The organism is Nonomuraea sp. NPDC050202 (genome assembly GCF_040656115.1).
In the GTDB taxonomy this organism is placed as follows: Bacteria; Actinomycetota; Actinomycetes; order Streptosporangiales; family Streptosporangiaceae; genus Nonomuraea.
In genome coordinates this window covers 925332-943929 of record NZ_JBFALF010000002.1, presented here as the reverse complement: position 1 = coordinate 943929, position 18598 = coordinate 925332, and the positions used below count along the sequence as shown (strand labels likewise).

General features: G+C 71.7%; 18 protein-coding genes. 3 read left to right on the top strand and 15 right to left on the bottom strand.

Annotated features, from left to right (window positions below; translation table 11 throughout):
- The first annotated feature begins 3 nt into the window (after positions 1 to 3).
- Positions 4 to 363 (top strand): hypothetical protein, encoded by a 360-nt coding sequence (locus AB0I79_RS09590; RefSeq protein ID WP_357869376.1) that lies wholly within the window; start codon positions 4 to 6, stop codon positions 361 to 363.
- Here AB0I79_RS09590 and AB0I79_RS09585 read toward each other — a convergent pair.
- The 13 genes from AB0I79_RS09585 to AB0I79_RS09525 form a co-directional block, all read right to left on the bottom strand.
- On the bottom strand, positions 360 to 1193 hold the full coding sequence (locus tag AB0I79_RS09585) for an inositol monophosphatase family protein (RefSeq protein WP_357869373.1): 834 nt from the start codon (positions 1191 to 1193) through the stop codon (positions 360 to 362). The two genes, AB0I79_RS09590 and AB0I79_RS09585, sit on opposite strands and share 4 nt — an antisense overlap.
- Before the next feature lie 268 nt (positions 1194 to 1461).
- Positions 1462 to 2949 carry a cation acetate symporter gene (locus AB0I79_RS09580; RefSeq protein ID WP_357869370.1) on the bottom strand — a complete coding sequence of 496 codons (1488 nt, stop codon included), beginning with the start codon at positions 2947 to 2949 and terminating at the stop codon, positions 1462 to 1464.
- A gap of 37 nt (positions 2950 to 2986) precedes the next feature.
- Entirely contained in the window at positions 2987 to 3406 is a 420-nt protein-coding gene (locus AB0I79_RS09575; RefSeq protein WP_357869368.1) for a hypothetical protein, read from the bottom strand.
- Positions 3403 to 4152, bottom strand: a complete 750-nt coding sequence (locus AB0I79_RS09570) for a LytTR family DNA-binding domain-containing protein (protein ID WP_357869365.1) — start codon at positions 4150 to 4152, stop codon at positions 3403 to 3405. Before AB0I79_RS09570 ends, AB0I79_RS09575 begins: the two co-directional genes overlap by 4 nt.
- A gap of 33 nt (positions 4153 to 4185) precedes the next feature.
- Positions 4186 to 5367, bottom strand: coding sequence for a histidine kinase (locus AB0I79_RS09565; protein ID WP_357869362.1), 1182 nt, complete (start codon positions 5365 to 5367; stop codon positions 4186 to 4188).
- A 19-nt stretch (positions 5368 to 5386) separates the two neighbouring features.
- Positions 5387 to 5791: an HIT family protein gene (locus AB0I79_RS09560; RefSeq protein WP_357869359.1), complete on the bottom strand. Its 405-nt coding sequence runs from the start codon at positions 5789 to 5791 to the stop codon at positions 5387 to 5389.
- Positions 5788 to 6495, bottom strand: a complete 708-nt coding sequence (locus AB0I79_RS09555) for a DUF1838 family protein (protein ID WP_357869356.1) — start codon at positions 6493 to 6495, stop codon at positions 5788 to 5790. The genes AB0I79_RS09560 and AB0I79_RS09555 overlap by 4 nt, the downstream gene beginning before the upstream one ends.
- Before the next feature lie 10 nt (positions 6496 to 6505).
- Positions 6506 to 6937 carry a protease inhibitor I42 family protein gene (locus tag AB0I79_RS09550; protein WP_357869354.1) on the bottom strand — a complete coding sequence of 144 codons (432 nt, stop codon included), beginning with the start codon at positions 6935 to 6937 and terminating at the stop codon, positions 6506 to 6508.
- Entirely contained in the window at positions 6934 to 7884 is a 951-nt protein-coding gene (locus tag AB0I79_RS09545; protein ID WP_357869351.1) for a YihY/virulence factor BrkB family protein, read from the bottom strand. Before AB0I79_RS09545 ends, AB0I79_RS09550 begins: the two co-directional genes overlap by 4 nt.
- 3 nt (positions 7885 to 7887) lie before the next feature.
- A complete protein-coding gene (locus AB0I79_RS09540) occupies positions 7888 to 8553 on the bottom strand; it encodes a DUF3618 domain-containing protein (RefSeq protein ID WP_357869348.1) in 666 nt (221 codons plus the stop codon).
- Positions 8550 to 8930 (bottom strand): phage holin family protein, encoded by a 381-nt coding sequence (locus tag AB0I79_RS09535; RefSeq protein WP_357869345.1) that lies wholly within the window; start codon positions 8928 to 8930, stop codon positions 8550 to 8552. The genes AB0I79_RS09540 and AB0I79_RS09535 overlap by 4 nt, the downstream gene beginning before the upstream one ends.
- Before the next feature lie 70 nt (positions 8931 to 9000).
- A complete protein-coding gene (locus AB0I79_RS09530) occupies positions 9001 to 9174 on the bottom strand; it encodes a hypothetical protein (protein WP_185102853.1) in 174 nt (57 codons plus the stop codon).
- Between the two features lie 170 nt (positions 9175 to 9344).
- Positions 9345 to 10094, bottom strand: a complete 750-nt coding sequence (locus tag AB0I79_RS09525) for a methyltransferase domain-containing protein (RefSeq protein WP_357869343.1) — start codon at positions 10092 to 10094, stop codon at positions 9345 to 9347.
- Positions 10095 to 10175: 81 nt separating this feature from the next.
- Here AB0I79_RS09525 and AB0I79_RS09520 point away from each other — a divergent pair, with 81 nt between their 5' ends.
- On the top strand, positions 10176 to 13754 hold the full coding sequence (locus AB0I79_RS09520; RefSeq protein WP_357869341.1) for an SNF2-related protein: 3579 nt from the start codon (positions 10176 to 10178) through the stop codon (positions 13752 to 13754).
- A 49-nt stretch (positions 13755 to 13803) separates the two neighbouring features.
- A complete protein-coding gene (locus AB0I79_RS09515; protein WP_357869338.1) occupies positions 13804 to 14652 on the top strand; it encodes an SWIM zinc finger family protein in 849 nt (282 codons plus the stop codon).
- A gap of 180 nt (positions 14653 to 14832) precedes the next feature.
- Here AB0I79_RS09515 and AB0I79_RS09510 read toward each other — a convergent pair whose 3' ends face one another.
- A complete protein-coding gene (locus AB0I79_RS09510; protein ID WP_357869335.1) occupies positions 14833 to 15771 on the bottom strand; it encodes a diacylglycerol kinase family protein in 939 nt (312 codons plus the stop codon).
- Positions 15772 to 15820: 49 nt separating this feature from the next.
- Positions 15821 to 18565, bottom strand: coding sequence for an immune inhibitor A domain-containing protein (locus AB0I79_RS09505; protein ID WP_357869333.1), 2745 nt, complete (start codon positions 18563 to 18565; stop codon positions 15821 to 15823).
- Positions 18566 to 18598 lie beyond the last annotated feature (33 nt).

The window sequence follows — 18598 nt, the reverse complement described above, 5'->3', positions numbered from 1 at the left end:
ACCATGCCGAAACCCGAGCACCCACGCACCCCGGACGTCGAGATCAGCGCCTCCGCCACGGCCAGGGAGCTCCGCTTCCACGAGCGACCGGAGGTGTCGGTGCACGCGGAGGCGGAGCCCGGCGGCGAGTGCGCCTGGGGCAGCGACCGCACCAACCTGCCCGACCAGGTGGAGCCGAACGTCACCTACCGCGACATCCGCGTCGACTTCCGCGTGGCAGCCGCACTGGCCACCCCCGCCGACCCCGCCGCCCCCGCCACCCCCGAGCAGAACACCGACCCCGAACAGGGCACCGGTCCCGAGCAGGGCACCGGTCCCGAGCAGGGCACTGGCCCCGCCGAGGAGCCGCCGTCGCCCTGCTAGCCGTCGCGTCCGGCCTGGAAGGCCTCGCGCAGGACCGTGGCCAGCTCGTCGGCCAGCTCCGGAGTGGCGGCCACGACGCCGCTCCACCGCCTGGTCAGGTCGGTGTCCAGCTCGACGGCCCGCCCGAACACGTCCCTGACCGCCCCGCCCGCCGCCTCGGCCAGCACGACGGAGGCGGCGATGTCCACCAGCCGGTGCGTGTCGGTGGCGGCGTCGGCGAAGGCGTCGGTGGCGCCCTGAGCCACGAGGGCGCCCTCCAGGCAGCTCGTGCTGAGGATCCGCACGCGGGCCGCCCGCCGCGCCACCTCCCACCAGGCGGCTGCGGCTCCCGGGTTGGCGGGATGGGGCCGCAGGAGGGAGACGGCGGCGCCCGCGAGCGCCTTGCGGCCGCTCGTACGCAGCGAGGACGGCTCGCCCGCCCGGGCCCACCAGCTCCGCCCGGTGTCCAGCCACACCGTCAGCGCCTCGGTGAAGACCCCGTCCTCGGCCGCTGCCGCCGAGAAGGCCGACAGGGGGACGCCGGCGGCGGCGTTGGCCGAGCCGTCCACCGGGTCCATGACGAGGGTCAGCGCCGAGCCGTTGTCCACCCAGCCGGTCTCCTCGGTGAGGACGTTGACCGGGTGCCCGGCCAGGGCTCTCAGGATCGCGTCCTCGACGAGCACGTCGATGCGCATGGTCGGGGTGCCGTCCGCCCCGTCCGCCACGACGGCGGCCAGGGTGGCGCGGTCGTGCTCGGCGGTGGCGGTGGTGTACGCGTCCAGCGCCGCCGAGGCCGCCGCGGCGAGGGCCGGATGCGCCTCCACGGGCACCCCGGCACCCCACCCACGCACGTTCGGCCCCCCGGGCCCAGGCCCGGCCCCGCGCTCAGCCCCGCGCATCGGCGTCCCCTCTCCTCACGGCACTCGCGTCACTGTCCTACCCCCGCCGGCAGCGCGGAGTCACCGGCCGTAACGGTGGTCCGCACCGTCGGCCACCCCCGTTCCACGGTCACGACGGCCAGGTCCCCGCACTGCCCCGCCACCGCGGCCTGCCCCACGAGCAGGCCGGCGCCGACCGCCTCAAGGAGCGCTCGGCCTGGGCCATCGAGCGGGTGACGCGCTAGGACGAGCGGGGACGCCAGTCGCCGCGGTCGAGGTCGAGGTCCTCCGGCGTGTGCAGCCTGACCATGGTCCTGGCCACGCCGGGCGGCACCCGGTGCGGGGTCAGGAAGGACACGGCCGCCATCACCGTGAACGCGATCGGCACCGTCCACGCCGCCGGCTGGGCCAGCAGCGCCCCCGCCAGCCCCCGCTGCGGCCCCGCGACGATCGTGACGAGCACGGCGGCGCAGGCCAGCCCGCCCCCCACGAACAGTCCCGCCAGCGCCCCCGTCGTGGACAGCCGCCGCCACCAGATGCCCAGCACCAGCAGCGGGCAGAACGACGAGGCCGCCACGGCGAACGCCAGCCCCACCACGTCCGCCACCGGCAGCGCCCGCGCCCACAGCGCCAGGGCCAGCGGCACCGCCACCGCCATCAGCGTGGCGATCCTGAACGAGCGCACCCCGCCCTTGAGCAGGTCCTGGGCGATCACCCCGGCGACGGACACGGTCAGGCCCGAGGAGGTGGACAGGAACGCGGCGAACGCGCCCGCCGTGACCAGCGCGGTCAGCAGGTCGCCGAGGGTGCCGCCGATCATGCGGGAGGGCAGCGTCAGCACGACGGTGTCCGTGCGGACGAGCTCGGGCGTGTACATGCGGCCCAGCCATCCGTACACGGCGGGCAGCAGGTAGAAGGCCCCGAGCAGCGACAGCACCACGAGCGTCGTGCGGCGGGCGGCCCGCCCGTCGGGGTTGGTGTAGAAGCGGACGAGCACGTGCGGCAGCCCCATCGTGCCCAGGAACGTGGCCAGGATCAGCGAGTACGTCGAGTACAGCCCGTACTCCTTGCCCCCGGCCAGCGGCACCTGCCAGGTGGCCGCGTCCGCCGCGCTGACGCTGGGCGCCCCGTCGGCCTGCCAGGCCATCAGCAGGAACACCAGCGGCACCGCCAGCGCCGTCAGCTTGAGCCAGTACTGGAACGCCTGGACGAACGTGATCGACCGCATCCCGCCCGACAGCACGTTCACCGCCACGACGACCGCGACCAGCAGGCCACCCACCCACACGGGCGCGCCGGTGATCGTGCGCAGCACCAGGCCCGCGCTCTGGAACTGCGGCATGAGGTAGAGCCAGCCGATCAGCACGACCAGCACGCTCGCGGTGCGGCGCACGGTCATCGACTCCAGCCTGGCCTCGGCGAAGTCGGGCAGCGTGTACGCCCCGGACCGGCGCAGCGGCGCCGAGACCAGCACCAGCAGCACCAGGTACCCGCCGGTCCAGCCGACGGGCAGCCACAACATGTCCACGCCGAAGGACAGGATCAGCCCGGCGACCCCCAGGAAGGAGGCCGCCGACAGGTACTCGCCGCCGATGGCCGAGGCGTTCCAGAGCGGGCTGACCGTGCGGGAGGCGACGTAGAAGTCGGAGGTGGTGCGCGAGAACCTGATCCCGAACGCTCCGATGAGCACGGCCGCCACCACCACGACCAGCACCGCCGTCAGGCTCATGCGGCCGGCTCCGCGCCACGCCGTGCCCGGTGCCCGTTCACCGGCGCTCGACCAGCTCGGCGAAGTGCCGCTCGTTGCGCTCGGCCTGGCGGACGTAGAGCCAGGCGCCGATGACGAAGGCCGGGTAGATGAGGCCGGCGAGCACCGCCCACGGGAGCGGCAGGCCGAGCACGTCCACCTCGCGCAGCTCGGGGATGAGCAGGAACAGCAGCGGCAGCCCGCCCACCACGCACGCCAGCACCGTGCAGACGAACAGGGCCAGCCGGAACTGGGTGCGCAGCAGGGAGTGCATGTAGACCTCGCCGAGCCGGGTCTGCTCGTCGATCTCCCGGGTGGCGGGGTAGCGGGGGCGCCTGGCGGCGGCGGTGCGCGGGCTGGTGACGACGACGCGGCGCGGGACGTCGGCCCTGCCCCGGGAGAGGTCCGCACGGCGGCCGGGACGCGGCTCCGGGCTCATTCCTGCCTGCCCTTCCTGGCCCGCCGCACCAGCAGGTCGCGCAGCTCGCGCGTGTGCCGCCGGCTGACCGGGATCTCGGTGTTCCCGACCCGTACGGTGCACTTGCCGGAGTCGATGTGCAGCTCCTCGATGTGCTTGACCGCCACCAGGTGGCTGCGGTGCACCCGGACGAACCCGGACGACGCCCACCGCTCCTCCAGCGTGGCCAGCGGGATGCGCACCAGGTGGGTGCCCGCGGCGGTGTGCAGGCGAGCGTAGTCGCCGTGCGCCTCCACGTACATGACGTCGGCGCTGGAGACGAACCGGGTCACCCCGCCCAGCTCGACCGGGATCGTGTCGCTCTCACCGCCCTCCACCGGCACGTCGGCGGAGATGGCGACCCGCCTGATCGCCTCCGCCAGCCGCTCGGGGCGGACGGGCTTGAGCAGGTAGTCCTCGGCCTTGATCTCGAACGCGTCCACCGCGTGCTCCTCGTACGCGGTCACGAACACCACCCTCGGCGGGTTCGCGAACTGCGACAGCAGCCGCCCGAGCACCACGCCGTCCAGCCCGCGCATCCTGATGTCGAGGAACACGGCGTCGATCGGCCGCCCGTCGGCGATGGCGCGGTCGAGCAGCCGCAGGGCCGCCGCGCCGTCCCTGGCGGTGACCACCTCGCCGATGCGGGGATCGGCGCGCAGCAGGTACGACAGGTCTTCGAGGGCGGGCAGCTCGTCATCTACCGCGAGTACCCGGAGTTGTGCCATAGACAGTGATGAAACCGACAACAAAGATCGAGGTCAACGGGCAGAGACGCCTGGGTGATATTTCGGCAATCTGATGTTGACCTTGGTGCCCGCGCCGCTGGCCGTTTCGACGACGAGGCCGTACTCGTCGCCGTACACCTGGCGCAGCCGCTCGTCCACGTTCGCCAGCCCGACGCCGCCCGCGGGGGTGATCTCACCTGCGAGGATGCGGCGCAGCCTGTCGGGGTCCATGCCGAGGCCGTCGTCCTCGACGCTGATGCGGCACTCGGCGCCGGCGTCCTCGGCGATGATCGTGATGCGGCCGACGCCGTTCTTGCTCTCCAGGCCGTGCCGTACGGCGTTCTCGACCAGCGGCTGCAGGCACAGGAACGGCACCGCGACCGGCAGCACCTCGGGCGCGATGCGCAGCGTCACCTGGAGCTGGTCGCCGAACCTGGCCCGCTCCAGGATCAGGTAGCGGTCGATCGAGCGCAGCTCCTCGGCCAGCGTGGTGAACTCGCCGTGCCGCCGGAAGGAGTAGCGGGTGAAGTCGGCGAACTCCAGCAGCAGCTCCCTGGCCCGCTCGGGGTCGGTGCGGACGAAGGAGGCGATGGTGGTGAGCGAGTTGTAGATGAAGTGCGGGGAGATCTGCGCGCGCAGCGCCCGCACCTCGGCCTCCATGAGCAGCGTGCGCGAGCGATCCAGCTCGGCCAGCTCCAGTTGCGAGTCGACCCAGCCGGCCACCTCCTGCGCGGCCCTGACCAGCCCGGCCGAGGCGTTCTGCCCGTAGGCGGCCAGCGCGCCCACGACGCGGTCGTCGGTGGTCAGCGGCACCACCACGGCGTGCCTGACGGGGCATTCGAGCAGGTCGCAGTCGATGGTCAGCACCTGCGTGCGGCCGTCCTTCAAGGTGGCGGCCGCGTGCTCGAACGCCTGCTCGGCGTGGTGGTCGTCGCCCTCGCCGTCGTACACGAGCAGGCGCTCGACGTCGGTGATCGCCAGCGCGGCCGAGCCGAGCAGCGCGCGCAGGTGCCGCGAGGCGCGCTCGGCACCGTCGGCGGTCAGGCCGGCCCGCAGCGGCGGCCCGGCGAGCGAGGCGGTGTGCAGGGTCTCGAACGTGGCCCGCTCCGCGGGGCTGGTGCCCAGCTCGCGCCGGCCCCGCATGACCCGCCACAGCACGATCGAGGGCACGCCGACGAGCACCGCGACGACGGCCACGCCGACCAGGTACTCCACGCGGCCAGAGCCTAGCCGGTCAGCGGGCCTTGGCGATGAGGTCGGCGTACGCCTGGGCCTCCTCGGCGGAGTCGTACGTCGTGCGCGGCCAGAAGAACCCGCGCAGCCCGTCCTTCTTGTTGCGCGGCACGACGTGCACGTGCAGGTGGGCGACGCTCTGGCTGATGCGGTTGTTCATGGCCACGAACGTGCCGCCCGCCTGCAGCCCCTGCTCCACCGCCCGCGCCATGGCCTGCACCCGCTCGAAGAACGGCCCGACGTCGCCGAGGTCGGTCAGCGTCTCCACGTGCGCGCGCGGCACGACCAGCACGTGCCCTTTGAAGACCGGCCGGGTGTCGAGGAAGGAGATCGCCACCTCGTCGGAGCCCACCACGTACGCGGGCCGCTCCCCGGCGATGATCTCGCAGAACAGGTCGGTGCTCACCGCCCGACCCTATCCGCGAACGCCGTCCAGCTCGTCATGTTGGGCGCCGACCACTCCTGCGGCGCGTGCAGGAAGTGCTCGCCCACGCGCTCGCGCAGCCGCTCGGGCACCTGTTCGACCTTGGCGCCCCGGCAGTGGTAGACCAGCCCGCCCCCGCGCTGCCCCATGGCCATCCACGGCAGCCACGGCGAGACCCGGCACCAGGAGAACACGCACGGCACGTCCGCCATCCCCGACTCCACGTCGGCCGCCGAGGCGAAGAACTGGAACAGCTCCAGCGCCCGGTAGGTGTCACCGGCCGAGTTGTCGGGGAAGTCGGCCACCTTGAGCGGCGACGGGTAGGCCAGCCGCACGTCCACGTTGTAGACGACCTGACCGCCGAGCCGCGTCTCCGGCACCGGGTAGGCGCCCAGCCGCTGGTTGACCGGGTCGTTGAAGACGTGCTGCACCTCGACCTCGCGGCTGGTGAACGGGTTGGGCCAGGAGTCGAGCACCTCCCGGCTGCCGGGGTCGAGGTAGAGCGCGGCCTCCCTGGTCAGGAGCTGCCAGCCGGCCTCGGTCTCGACGGCCCTGGCCACGTTCAGCCCCTCGAACCCGAACAGGTGGTGCGGCCCGTCGTCGTCCTGCCAGCCGTAGACGTCACCGGTCCAGTACGAGATTGTCTCGGTGCCGTCGGACGAGGCACGCACCCGGAGGAAGTCCATGATCGCCAGCCTAACGCGGGACGACGGTCACGGCGAAGATCGCTTCTCCGGACCGCTGCCTGCTCTCCTCCGTGGCGGGCGTCCTCGCCTGCCCGCATCGCCAGCAGTCGAACAGCCTGATCTCGGTCGTGCCCGGCAGCTTGCCGTTGAACACGAAGTAGGTCGTGCGCCCGGACCCCGGCCCGCCGCCCTGGCTCTCGTGCTCCTCGCTGATGAACGAGGCCACCTTCGCGTCGGGCAACTCCACCAGGTCCCAGCTGTCGCCCACCGAGGGATTGTCGGTGACGGCCAGCGAGAACCGCTGCCCGGAGCGCACCTCGACCTGCACGGTCGCGCCCTTCGAGCCCTTGACCACCTTGCCGTAGTCGCTCACCGCGGACCCGGCGCCGCACCCTGCCACCAGGAGGGCGAGCAGGGCTGCGGCAGATGTCCGGCGTATCACTCCGGCAGGTTATCGGGCTCGGGCGGATCCCTCGGCACCGCGTACGGCTCCCGCTCGGCCGGCTGCCCCTCGGCGATCTTGCGCTGCCTGACCAGCTCGGCGTCCAGCTCGGCGCCGAGCAGCAGCACCATGTTGGACAACCACAACCAGACGAGGAACACCACGACCGCCGCGAGCGTCCCGTATGTCCGGTCGTAGGAGGCGAAGGAGGCCGCGTACAGGGCGAAGCCGCCCGAGACGAGCACCCACAGCACCACCGCCAGCAGCCCGCCCGGCGTGAGCCAGCGCATGCCGGGCTGGCGGACGTTGGGCGCCGCCCAGTACAGCACCATGATCATGCCTGCGGCGACCAGGGCCAGCACCGGCCATTTGACCACGTTCCACGCCGTCACCATCGCGTCGTCCACGCCCAGCGCCGCGCCCACGGCCTCGGCCAGCTGCCCGGTCAGCGTGACGGCGATCGCTCCCACCGCGAGCAGCACGGTGGTCAGCACCGTCAGGGCGAGCCGAAGCGGGGTGAGCTTCCAGAACGGTCGCCCCTCCTCGATGTCGTAGATCACGTTGCCGGCCCTGATGAAGGCGCCGATGTAGCCCGAGGCGGACCACAGGGCGATCAGCAGCCCGGCCGCGGCCACGACACTCGCCGCGTAGTCCGTGCCCTCGACCGCCCGCACGCCCTGGTCGATCACGCTGCGCACCTCGGCGGGCGCCACCGCCAGCAGGCTGCCCACGACCGCCGCCGCGTCCTGCCTGCCCAGCAGGCGGAACAGGGACACCAGCACGATCAGCGCGGGGAAGATCGACAGCACGGCGTAGTACGTCAGCCCCGCCGCCAGGTCCTGGAGACGATCGTCGCGGAATTCGGCGATCGTCCGCCGTAACACGTGCCACCACGCCCTGCGCGGCAGCTCGGCCGGATGGTCGGGGACAGCCTGGGGGGAGGGCATGTCCTACTTGGCCGCCCTGCGGCGCCTCATCATGCGGCGCAGCACGAACGCGGTCACCGCGCCGATGGCCGCGATCAGCACCACGGGCCGCTTCTTCGCTCCGGCGGCGGCGTCCTTGACCTGGTCGGGCGTGTGGTCGCGGACCTTGCCCGCCACCTCGGAGGCCTTGCCCCTGACGGTCTCGGCCGCGTCGGCGGCCCGGTCCTTGGCCACCTCCGCCGCGTGCCCGGCCCGGTCCTTGGCCACTTCGGCCGCGTGCCCCGCCCGGTCCTTGGCCACTTCGGCCGCGTGCCCGGCCCGGCCCTTCACATCGGCCTTGGCCGCGAGCTGGCTGACGGTCTCGCCCATCTCTCTTCGGGTCTCCTCTATATTTTTGCGCACGTCGTCCTCATCCTCCTCGTCGTCCTCCCCGTGCGCCCCACGCATGGACTCCTCCTCGGTTCGCAGGTGCTCGACCGCTTCTGACCGCTCGTCCGGGATGGGGGCTTCGGGGATGAAAGTCTCGTGTTCCTGCCTGGCCACCTCGGCCTCTCGCGCGTTCTCCGCCGCGCCCGGCCTGGTGGGAGGGACATTGATGGATTCGCGCTCGGTCGGAGTGCCCACGGTCGCTCTGCGGGCGCCGACGTCACCGGCGTGCTGCTCGCTGTATCCGGGGTCGGTCTCGCTCATCGCCGCGCCCTCTCCTTGACCATGTCGATGTCGGCCTTGACGCTCGCGATGGCCTCCTCGGGGACCGGCGGCGTGGCCCGTTTGACCTCGTTCTTGCCGAACAGCCCGAGCAGGGCGGAGACGATGAACAGCGCTCCCGCCACGATGGCGGCGGCCGCCCACCCGGGCAGTACCAGAGCGAGGAGCATGACGACGGCGGCCACCAGCGTGGCACCGCCGCAGAACGCGACCATCCCGGCCGCGCCGAACAGGCCCGCGCCGAAGCCGGCGCGCTTGCCCTTCTCCGTGAGCTCCATCCTGGCCAGGCGAAGCTCATCCTTCACGAGCCTGGTGACCTGCTCGGAGAGATCGTTGACCAGTTTGTGGGTGTCGTTCACGATGTTCGCCTCCTCCGCTGAGGAAGGCGACTACCCAGACAAAAGGCCTTCTATCACGCGAAAAAAGCGCTCAGCGGCGCTTCTTCGCCGCCGTCTTCAGCAGGAAACCGAGCACGGAAACCACCGGGTCCTTCTGGACCTCGCACCAGTTGTCGGGCTGCTTCGGCTTGCTCCATGGGGACGGGAGCTCGCACGAGGGAGCCTGCGGCTTCGGCCGCTCACACCACGATCCTGGACGCTCCATACTTCGATCCTACGTCCTCGGGCACCGGCGTGACAGACGAGATATGCCGTCCCTACACCTTCGTGCACCGGCCGGACAGACGGGATGCGCCGTCCCTGGGCCTACGGGATGCGCCGTCCCTGGGCCTTCAGACACCGGCCGGACAGGCGAGACACGTCATCCCGGCCCCTTCAGGCGCCGGCCTGGCAGATGAGATGCGTCAGGGCGGCCACCGCCCGGTAAGGGTCGGTACGCCCCGCCCGCTCCTCGGCCGCCAGCAGGCCGTCGAGATCCCCGGGGACGGGCGCGCCGTCGGGCGCCACGTCCGTGAACACGCGCACGCCGTACCACTGCCGCACCTCCAGCCTCTGTTCGGCCAGCCGCCGCGTCAGCTCGGCGAGCCGGTCGGCCCTGGCCGTGACGCCGACCCTGTTGGGGTAGTACGGCTCGTCGAAGGCCCACAGCGCCCCCGCCCAGTCGCCCAGCAGCCCGGGCCGCATGGCCAGCGCGTCGCCGTTGCGCACGAGCAGGGACAGCACGCCGCCGGGAGCCAGCATGCCCGCCAGACCGGCCAGGAGCGGGCCGGGGTCGTCGAAGTACATCAGCACGCCGTGACAGAGAACCGCGTCGAAACCCCCCGGCTCGAACAGCTCCGCCAGCCGCTCGGCCTCGGCCTGCACGGTCCTGACGCGCATGCCCGGCTGGATCCCGGCCTCGAGGATGCCGAGCAGCTCGCGGGAGGCGTCGAGCGCGGTCACGTGGTGACCTCTGGACGCCATCCTGAGGGCCTGCGTGCCCTGGCCGGAGCCGACGTCGAGGATGCGGCAGGGGGTCGCGGGGAGGTGCGCGGTGAGCTGGCGGGTGACGAGCTCCTGGCGTACGACGTCGCGCAGCGTGCCGAGCCCTTCACGCCACCTGCCCTCGGCCCCCGAGAACCTCATGCTCACGACCTTAACCGCCGGTTGTCCACAGGCTCCAGACGGCCTGCCCCGATCTTCCGCCGGTCCGGGTAACCTGCCGGGGTGCTGGTACACGGGGTTTGGACGACGGACGGGCTCGCCTTCTGGGCCGAGACCACCACCGCTGACCCGACCACCGCCGACCCCACTGCGGCCGAGTCCACCGCCACTGGCCGCACCCCAGCCGAGTCCACCCCCACCGTTCCCACCCCAATCGACCCGACCGCCACCCACCCCACCGCAGCCGACCTCACCCCCTACACCGATACCTCTGCTCGCCCCGTCACCTCAGCGGTAACCGGCTCCCGCGCCCCGGCTGCTCCACGGCGGGCCGCCGCTTCAGGGCGTGCGCGTCCGGCCGGCGCCCCGCACCCCCATCCGTTCGCCGCCCCCGCCGCCGACATCGCCGCCGCCCTCGGCCTCAACACCCCGCCGACGGTCGAGGCGGGCTCCCCATCGCCCGCGCCCGGATTCGGCGAGGAGCCGCCCGCGCCCGGGCGCGGCACCGAGCCGCCCCTGATCGAGCCCGGTGCCGAGCCGCCAGCGCCCGGGCGTGCCACGAAGCCACGCGTGCTCGGGGGCGGTGCCGGGCCGCGCGTGCCCAAGCCCGGCGCCGAACCACGCGTGCTGGAGCTGCTTCTGCCCGGCTCGGCCCGGGAGCCGCTGCCTTCGCCCGAGACCGGGCGCATGGCCGAGGTCGCGCGGCCGCGGCTGCGGTTGTGGCAGGTGCCGGCCGTCGTCCCGCCCACGGCCGACGCCCTGCGTGTCCTCGCCGAACACACCGGCACCGCCACCACGCGCCACTGGGCCGCCGTCGCCGCCTTCGCCCACGACCTGGTACGACGGGGCCGCGTGATCCCGCAGCTCGTGCCGCTCACCACCGCAGGCCGCGAGCACACCGCGAGCGGCCCGGGCGACGCCGCCATGGCCACGCCGGCGACCTCCCGAGACGACATCAGCGCCACGCCGGCGGGCTCCGAAGACGACCCCATGGTCACGTGGGCAGCCCCCGAGGACAACTCCAGGGCCGTGTGGCGGCCGGTCCTCACGGGGGCCGACGCCGCCTACTTCCGTGGCCTGGCCCTGGCCATGCCGCCCGCCTGCCGCACGTCCTCGGTCGAACGCCACTCCACGGACGTCCAGCGCGAGGCCTTGGAGGCGTTCACCGACGCCATCGTCCGCCGCACGCTCACCGAGCCCCTGCTCGCCAGGCCGCCCAGGACCCTCCAGGAGCGCTGGCTGACCGCGCTCACCGACGACGGCGCGGCGTGCCCCGACGTACCGGAACTCCGCCGCGAGCTGGAGAAGTGGCACGAGGCGGTGACCACGTCCGAGGGCGCGACGCGGGTGTGCTTCCGCCTCCTGGAGCCCACCAACGCCGTGGGCACCACCGCCACGACCACAGCAACCGACACAGACACCGACACCAGCGATATCAAGGACACCGCTGGCACCACTGGCACCACTGGCACCGACGACTGGCGGGTGGAGCTGGCGCTGCAGGCTGTCGACGACCCCAGCCTCTATGTCCCGGCCTCGCAGGTCTGGGGCGGAGTGACAGGGCTGCCGGGCAAGCCGGAGCGGGAGCTGCTCGCCGGCCTCGGGCGGGCGGTGCGGCTCTACCCGGAGCTGGACCGCGCGTTGCGCGTGCCGGAGCCGAGCGAGCTGACGCTGGACACAGCCGGGGCGTTCGGGTTCCTGCGGCAGGCCGCGCCGCTGCTGCAGGCGGCCGGGTTCGGGGTGCAACTCCCGCGCTGGGCGGGTCGTACGCGGCTGGGCCTGAAGCTGACCACCCGCACCAGGAAGCAGCAGTCGGCGGCGGCGGGCCAGGGCTTCGGCATGCGGGAGCTGGTCGACTTCCGGGTGGACCTGGCGGTGGGTGACGAGACGATCAGCGAGGCGGAGCTGGCCGAGCTGGCCAGACTCAAGGTGCCGCTGGTCAGGGTGCGCGGCCAGTGGGTGGAGCTGGACGACAGGCAGCTCAAGGCGGCGCTCAGGGCGGTGGAGGGCAGCCGTACGGGCGAGGCCAGCGCCGCCGAGATCCTGCGGCAGGTCGTGCAGAGCGACGACGAGGAGCTGCCGCTGCTGGAGATCGACGCCGACGGGGTGCTGGGCGACCTGCTGTCCGGGCAGGCCGAGCGGCGGCTCACCCCGCTGGCCACCCCGCCGGGCCTGGACGCCACGCTGCGGCCGTACCAGGAGCGGGGGCTGGCGTGGCTGAGCTTCCTGTCGGAGCTCGGGCTGGGCGGGGTGCTGGCCGACGACATGGGGCTGGGCAAGACGATCACCACGCTGGCGCTGCTCGTGCACGAGCGCGCCCCAGGCCCGAGGCCCGCGCACGAGGGCACCACCGTCCCAACGGGCCTGGACGAGCGCGTCACCGCCCCGACGCTGCTGGTGTGCCCGATGTCTCTGATCGGCAACTGGCAGCGTGAGGCGGCCAGGTTCGCGCCGGGCCTGCGGGTGTACGTGCACCACGGCAGCGGGCGCGACGCGGCCGGGATCGAGCACGCCGACCTGGTGATCACCACCTACGGCACGGCCCACCGCGACCTGGAGACCCTCAAGCGGTACACATGGCGCCGGGTCGTGTGCGACGAGGCCCAGGCGATCAAGAACAGCGGCACGCTGCAGGCCCAGGCCGTGCGGGCCATCCCCACGGGCACCCGGCTGGCGCTGACGGGCACCCCGGTGGAGAACCACCTGGCCGAGCTCTGGTCGATCATGGAGTTCGCCAACCCGGGCCTGCTGGGACCGCGTTCGCGGTTCAGGACCCGCTTCCAGGAGCCGATCGAGGCCCGCCAGGACGAGCAGGCGGCCACGGCGCTCAAACGGGCGACGGGCCCCTTCATCCTGCGCCGCCTCAAGACCGACAAGTCGATCATCTCGGACCTGCCGGAGAAGATGGAGGTCAAGGAGTGGTGCCCGCTCACGACCGAGCAGGCCACGCTCTACCAGGCGGTCGTGGACGACATGCTGGCCAAGATCGACAGCAGTGAGGGCATCGAGCGGCGCGGCCTGGTGCTGTCGGCCATGGCCAAGCTCAAGCAGGTCTGCAACCACCCCGCCCATCTGCTGAAGGACGGCTCCCGCCTGGCCGGCAGGTCGGGCAAGCTGGCCCGCCTGGAGCAGCTCGCGGAGGAGATCCTGGCGGAGGGCGAGAAGGCCCTGCTGTTCACGCAGTACGCCGAGTTCGGCACCATGCTGCAGCCCTACCTCGCCCAGCGTCTCGACCGCCCGGTGCTCTGGCTGCACGGCGGCCTGCCGAAGAAGACCCGCGACCGCCTGGTGGACCGCTTCCAGCACGACCCTGAGCCGACGCTGTTCGTGCTCTCGCTCAAGGCCGCCGGGGTCGGGCTCAACCTGACCGCCGCCAACCACGTCGTCCACGTGGACCGCTGGTGGAACCCGGCCGTCGAGGACCAGGCCACCGACCGCGCGTTCCGGATCGGCCAGCGCAAGAACGTGCAGGTGCGCAAGCTCATCTGCGCCGGCACCCTGGAGGAGCGGGTGGACCAGATGATCGAGCGCAAGAAGGCGCTGGCCGAGCGGGTCGTCGGCACGGGCGAGGACTGGCTGACCGACCTGTCCACCGAAGAGCTGCGCGAGGTGTTCCGCCTGACGGCCGAGGGGGTGGGCTGATGGCCCAGGTCGAGGCAGCCAGGCCCGCCGAGGTTCAGGTGATGGGCTGATGGCCTGGTTCGAGGCCGGCAGGCCGATCAGGGTCGAGGGTGGGATCAAGGCGCGGTCGCAGCGCGGCAGCATCGGCTCGGCCTGGTGGTCGCGGCGGTTCATCGACATCCTGGAGCGCATCTGCGACAAGGGCCGGCTCTCGCGTGGCCGGGCCTACGCCCGCCGGGGCCAGGTGCTGTCCATCGACCTGTCCGCCGGTGAGGTCACGGCCGCCGTGCAGGGGTCGCGGCCCGATCCGTACGAGGTCGTGATCCGGATCGAGGCGTACGGCGAGGCGCGCTGGACCGCCATCGAGGAGTCGATCGCGGCGCAGGCCGTCTACCGGGCCAGGCTGCTGGCGGGCGAGATGCCGACGGAGATCGAGGAGCTGTTCGCCGCGATGGGCGTCGACCTGTTCCCGCGCGACCTGGACATGGAGTGCTCGTGCCCCGACTGGGGTTTCCCCTGCAAGCACCTGTCGGCGGTGCTCTACCTGCTGGCCGAGTCGTTCGACGACGACCCGTTCCTGGTGCTGGCCTGGCGCGGGCGCACCAGGGAGCAGTTGCTCGGCTCGCTGGCGGACGAGCCGGTGGCGGACCCGCTGCGGGTGGCGGACGTGCCGTTCGCGGACCGGCTGGCCGACTTCTACGCGCCGGGGGCCACGGCGCACCGGCCCGAGCGCCGTCCCGCTGCCGCCGCCCCCGATCTGCTCCTGCGGGTCTTCCCGCCGCCCGGCGACCTGGAGCGGGCGCTCGCCCCGGCGTACAAGGGGCTCGCGGAGCCCCAGACGCACGACGGCCACGCGGAGCCCCAAACGCATGACGGCCTCACGGAGCCCCAAACGCAAGAGGGGCTCTCGGAGCCCTGACGTACGAAGGGCTCGCGGAGCGCTGAGCGCACGAAGGGCTCGCGGAGCCCCGGGCGCACGCCCCCTTCACACTTTCCCAGCCCGTGACGTACAGCGATTGCTCAATTACTTTAAGTAGAAGAAGCCGCAACCTAGGGAAAGGACGAAAACATGGGATTTTCCTGGACCTGAGCCGCTGACTCAGCGGTCCTCGAAAGCGGCGGGCACCATGACGCGCACTCCGTTCGGGACCACGCGGAGCCTGATCGGGGTGCGCAGCCGCACCTCGCCGTCCACGTCGGCGGCCATCGGCGGGTCGGTCTCCAGCAGCATCTCCCTGCCCACCACGAACGGCCCACCCGCCAGGCTGCGCCAGCGACCCGTCGTGGCCCGCAGCAGGGTCTCGCCGAGCAGGCGCAGCTTCTTGCCGGAGCCGAGCTGGTAGGCCACCAGCATGCCGTTGTCGATGCTGATGTCCCGGGCCACCTGCCAGCCGCCGTGGAAGCGGCCGTTGGCGATGTTGAGCTGGTGGGTGAGCAGCTCGTGCCGCTGCCCCTCCACCGTGATGTACGCGCGGAACGCCTGGTGGTTCGGCAGGATCGTCAGGGCGGTGAGCGGGTAGGCCGGGCGGCCCACGATGCGCTTGAGCCACGGCTTGACCTTGCCGGCCACCTCGACGGAGACGCCGAAGCTGGCCAGGTTCGCGAACGGCCGGTCGTCGGCCATGCCCAGGTCGATGTCGGCCACCTTGCCGGTGGCGAACACCCTGATCGCCCCCGCCAGGTCGAGCGGCAGGCCGAGGCTGCGCGCGAAGTTGTTGGTGGTGCCCAGCGGCAGCACGCCGAGCGCCACGTCGCGGTGGGCGACGTGGCGCACGGCCGTGGACAGGGTGCCGTCGCCACCGCCGACGATGAGCAGGTCGGGGTCGGTGGCCAGGGCGGTGTCGAGCAGGTCGCGCAGCTTCTTGGTGTTGTAGACGGACAGCTCCGCCAGCGGCTCGAACCCGAGGTTGTGGATCTGCTCGATCACCTCGAAGTAGTGACGGCGGCCGCGGCGCGAGCGAGTGTTCACCACCACCGCCACCCGGCGATCCCGCCGGATCGCCTCGGTGTGCTCATCTTTGGTGCGCAGTTCGCTCATGGTCATTAATCGTAGGGGCCGCCGGAGTTACCGGCGGCCCTCTGAATGATTACTTCTTCGGGGGAACCACGTGAACGATCGCGCCCAGGTTCCCGGGCAGCGGGCTCACCAGCTTGAACTGCACGCCCAGCGCCTTGCCCTCGTCACCGGGGTTGCCGGTGCCGAGGACGGAACCGGCGGCCACCTGGCCGTACAGCTCCGTGGCCGGGGTGCCGTCCTGGTGCACCACGCGGGTGGTGTACGCCTGGTCGCCCTTCGACGGCACGACCACCGAGGCGTCGGCGTCCCGGAAGTACAGGCCGCCGTCGATCGCCTCGATGCCCGGGTACCAGGTCTTGGCGTCGGTGAAGGCGGAGACGCCCTTCTGCGCGGGGAAGTCCGTGCAGTACTCGCTGAACGGCTCGTCCGGCGCCTCCAGGCACTCCTTGAACGGGTACGTCTTGCCGAACCCGAACGCGGCGTTGGAGGTCTGCACCCGTCCCTGGAGGTTCTTCTGCAGCGTCGGGTCCTTCTCGGCCGCGACGCCGGTGCGGCGCAGCGGCTCGAAGTGGGAGTCCACGACGAGCAGGCTGCCCTTGGGGCCGAGGCTGGGCGGCTGCCTGAGGGTGTCGTTGATGTTGTTGTTGATGTACGTCGAGTCGCGGTACCACACGAGCAGACCGGGCGCGTTGTACTTCACCTTCTGCACCTTCCACGCCCCGTCACGGAGGTAGTCGGTGTCGTAGGTGTACTGCAGGCCCTTGTCGAAGCCGTCGAAGTTGCGCCACTCGGCGAGGTAGAAGCGCTGGATCTCGCGCTCGCCGTTGTTGCGGGTCCAGCCCGTGCCGCTGGTGTTGGTGAACGTGCCGTGCAGGGGCTTCCAGCCCGTGTCGGTCTCGACGTCGTCGCTCCACACGGCGGTGCCGCCGTTGGTGAGCTCGAAGTCGTCCACGTGCCAGCCGCGCATCTGGTAGGCGGCGTCGGTGTTGTACGTCAGCCGCAGCTTGATCGTCTGCCCGGCGAACGGCGTCAGGTTCACGTAGTCGTGCCGCCAGGCGCCGCCGGTGTCACCGGTGAGGCCGTACTTCTTGTTGCCGAAGGTCTTGAGGTTCTTGTACGGGTCCGGGTAGTCGTCCGGCGTGGTGACCTCGTTGCCGGCCTCGTCGTAGACCTTCTGCTGGGTCCACGTCTCGCCGCCGTCGGTCGAGACCTCGACGAAGCCGAAGTCCCAGTCCTGCTCGATCTCGTAGTTGTTCCACATCCACAGCTTGAGATCGGTGCCGGCGGGGACGGGCAGGTCGCGCTGCAGGCTGAGGTTGGCCCAGTCCTGGTCGAGGCCGCTCCACCAGGCGCTCGAGCCGCTGTGCACGTCGATCATCTTCAGCGGCGTGGAGGCCAGGTTGACCCGGACGCCGTCCTGGGTGAGCTTGGGCGTGCGCGACGTCTGCCCGACGGTGACGAGCCTGGCGGCGTCACCGGGGTTGAACGTCTTCGGGTTCGCCCAGCCGAGCACCCACTTGTCCCACAGGCCCATGTGCGTCGGCATGGACTGGAAGATCGGGCCGGAGTGGGAGCCGCTGGACATCAGGTCCCAGAAGTCCACGGCGGAGCTGGCCGCGCCCGAGGTGTCGTACAGGTCGGGCAGGCCCAGGTCGTGGCCGTACTCGTGGGCGAAGACGCCGACGCCGGAGTCCTCGGGCTGCACGATGTAGTTGGAGATCTTCTTGTCCGTGCCGGGGATCTTGTAGCCGCCGGCCACCGCGCTGGAGTGGGCCCAGATCGCGTACGTGCCCTGGGCGCCGCCGTCGGAGGACTTGTCCTTGCCGGCGTGCACGAGCACGAGGTGGTCGATCACGCCGTCGGGCTCGGCGAAGTTGCCGTCACCGTCGGCGTCGGAGATGTCCTCGACGTCGTAGTCCGCCCACGGGAAGTCCGGCTGGGCCTGGGCCAGCGCGTTCACCGTGTCGATCGGGAGCTGCTGGGCGCCGAGCGGGTTGTCGGGGTGGCCCGACATGTCCTGGGGCGGGTTGCCGCAGGCGGCGGCGCCGTACCACGCCTCGGAGTGCGGGACCTTGATCCAGCCGACGGCCGAGCCGGTGACGGAGTAGGCGCCCTTGGACATCTCCTCGTACATCTTCTTCATCGTGAAGCCGGAGATGTCGATGCCGGGCTTGCCGTCGCGCGGGTCCTTCAGGTCCGGGCGCACGCGCTCGGTGATGCCCTTGTCGGTGTAGAGCATCTTGTTGAAGTGCTCGGTGCTGAAGTCCTTGACCCAGAAGGAGTTGTTGTCCTTGTGCGGCAGCGTGGCCGGGTCGGGGATCTGGTTGTGCAGCGGGCCGTTCAGGAGCGTGCCCGGCGGCTCGACGACGCAGTCGTCCGGCTCGCTCTGGGTGCTGCGCAGCCGGTTGTAGCCGGAGAAGTCGTCGTTGGCCTGCTCGTTGAATTCGACGAGGACCGTCAGGAGCTTGGCCGTGCGGGTCTGCTTGGTGTTCTTGAAGATCCATTCAGCGGGGTTGCGGCCCGTCTTGATGGCCTGGTCCTCGCGCGCGGCGAGAATGCGGCCGGTCACCGGGTTTCCGCTGTTGAACTTCCTGTCGAACTTCTGCGCGGGAGTGAGCGAGCGGGACCTCGCGTCGTTGAGCGTCGGCTCCTTCGTGTCCTCGGGGACCGCCGGAGGAGCGTAGTTGATGTAGTAGTCCGCGGCCGTGGGCTGGTAGTTCGCGACGGACGTCGCGGCTGCCGGCGGCGTGGACAGGGCGGCGCCAAGGAGGGCGACCGCCGGGATCGTTGCTAACAGGCGCTTAGAACGTGGCACCAGGAACCCTCTCTGCCCGGGGTCGCCGGGCGC

What these genes read in the sequence shown, in the direction of transcription:
- AB0I79_RS09575 (WP_357869368.1), bottom strand. Translation starts at nt 3,406, where the DNA reads ATGAGCCCGGAGCCGCGTCCCGGCCGCCGTGCGGACCTCTCCCGGGGC.
- AB0I79_RS09570 (WP_357869365.1), bottom strand. Translation starts at nt 4,152, where the DNA reads ATGGCACAACTCCGGGTACTCGCGGTAGATGACGAGCTGCCCGCCCTC.
- AB0I79_RS09525 (WP_357869343.1), bottom strand. Translation starts at nt 10,094, where the DNA reads ATGAGGTTCTCGGGGGCCGAGGGCAGGTGGCGTGAAGGGCTCGGCACG.
- AB0I79_RS09545 (WP_357869351.1), bottom strand. Translation starts at nt 7,884, where the DNA reads ATGCCCTCCCCCCAGGCTGTCCCCGACCATCCGGCCGAGCTGCCGCGC.
- AB0I79_RS09530 (WP_185102853.1), bottom strand. Translation starts at nt 9,174, where the DNA reads ATGGAGCGTCCAGGATCGTGGTGTGAGCGGCCGAAGCCGCAGGCTCCC.
- AB0I79_RS09580 (WP_357869370.1), bottom strand. Translation starts at nt 2,949, where the DNA reads ATGAGCCTGACGGCGGTGCTGGTCGTGGTGGTGGCGGCCGTGCTCATC.
- AB0I79_RS09590 (WP_357869376.1), top strand. Translation starts at nt 4, where the DNA reads ATGCCGAAACCCGAGCACCCACGCACCCCGGACGTCGAGATCAGCGCC.
- AB0I79_RS09515 (WP_357869338.1), top strand. Translation starts at nt 13,804, where the DNA reads ATGGCCTGGTTCGAGGCCGGCAGGCCGATCAGGGTCGAGGGTGGGATC.
- AB0I79_RS09510 (WP_357869335.1), bottom strand. Translation starts at nt 15,771, where the DNA reads ATGAGCGAACTGCGCACCAAAGATGAGCACACCGAGGCGATCCGGCGG.
- AB0I79_RS09540 (WP_357869348.1), bottom strand. Translation starts at nt 8,553, where the DNA reads ATGAGCGAGACCGACCCCGGATACAGCGAGCAGCACGCCGGTGACGTC.
- AB0I79_RS09555 (WP_357869356.1), bottom strand. Translation starts at nt 6,495, where the DNA reads ATGGACTTCCTCCGGGTGCGTGCCTCGTCCGACGGCACCGAGACAATC.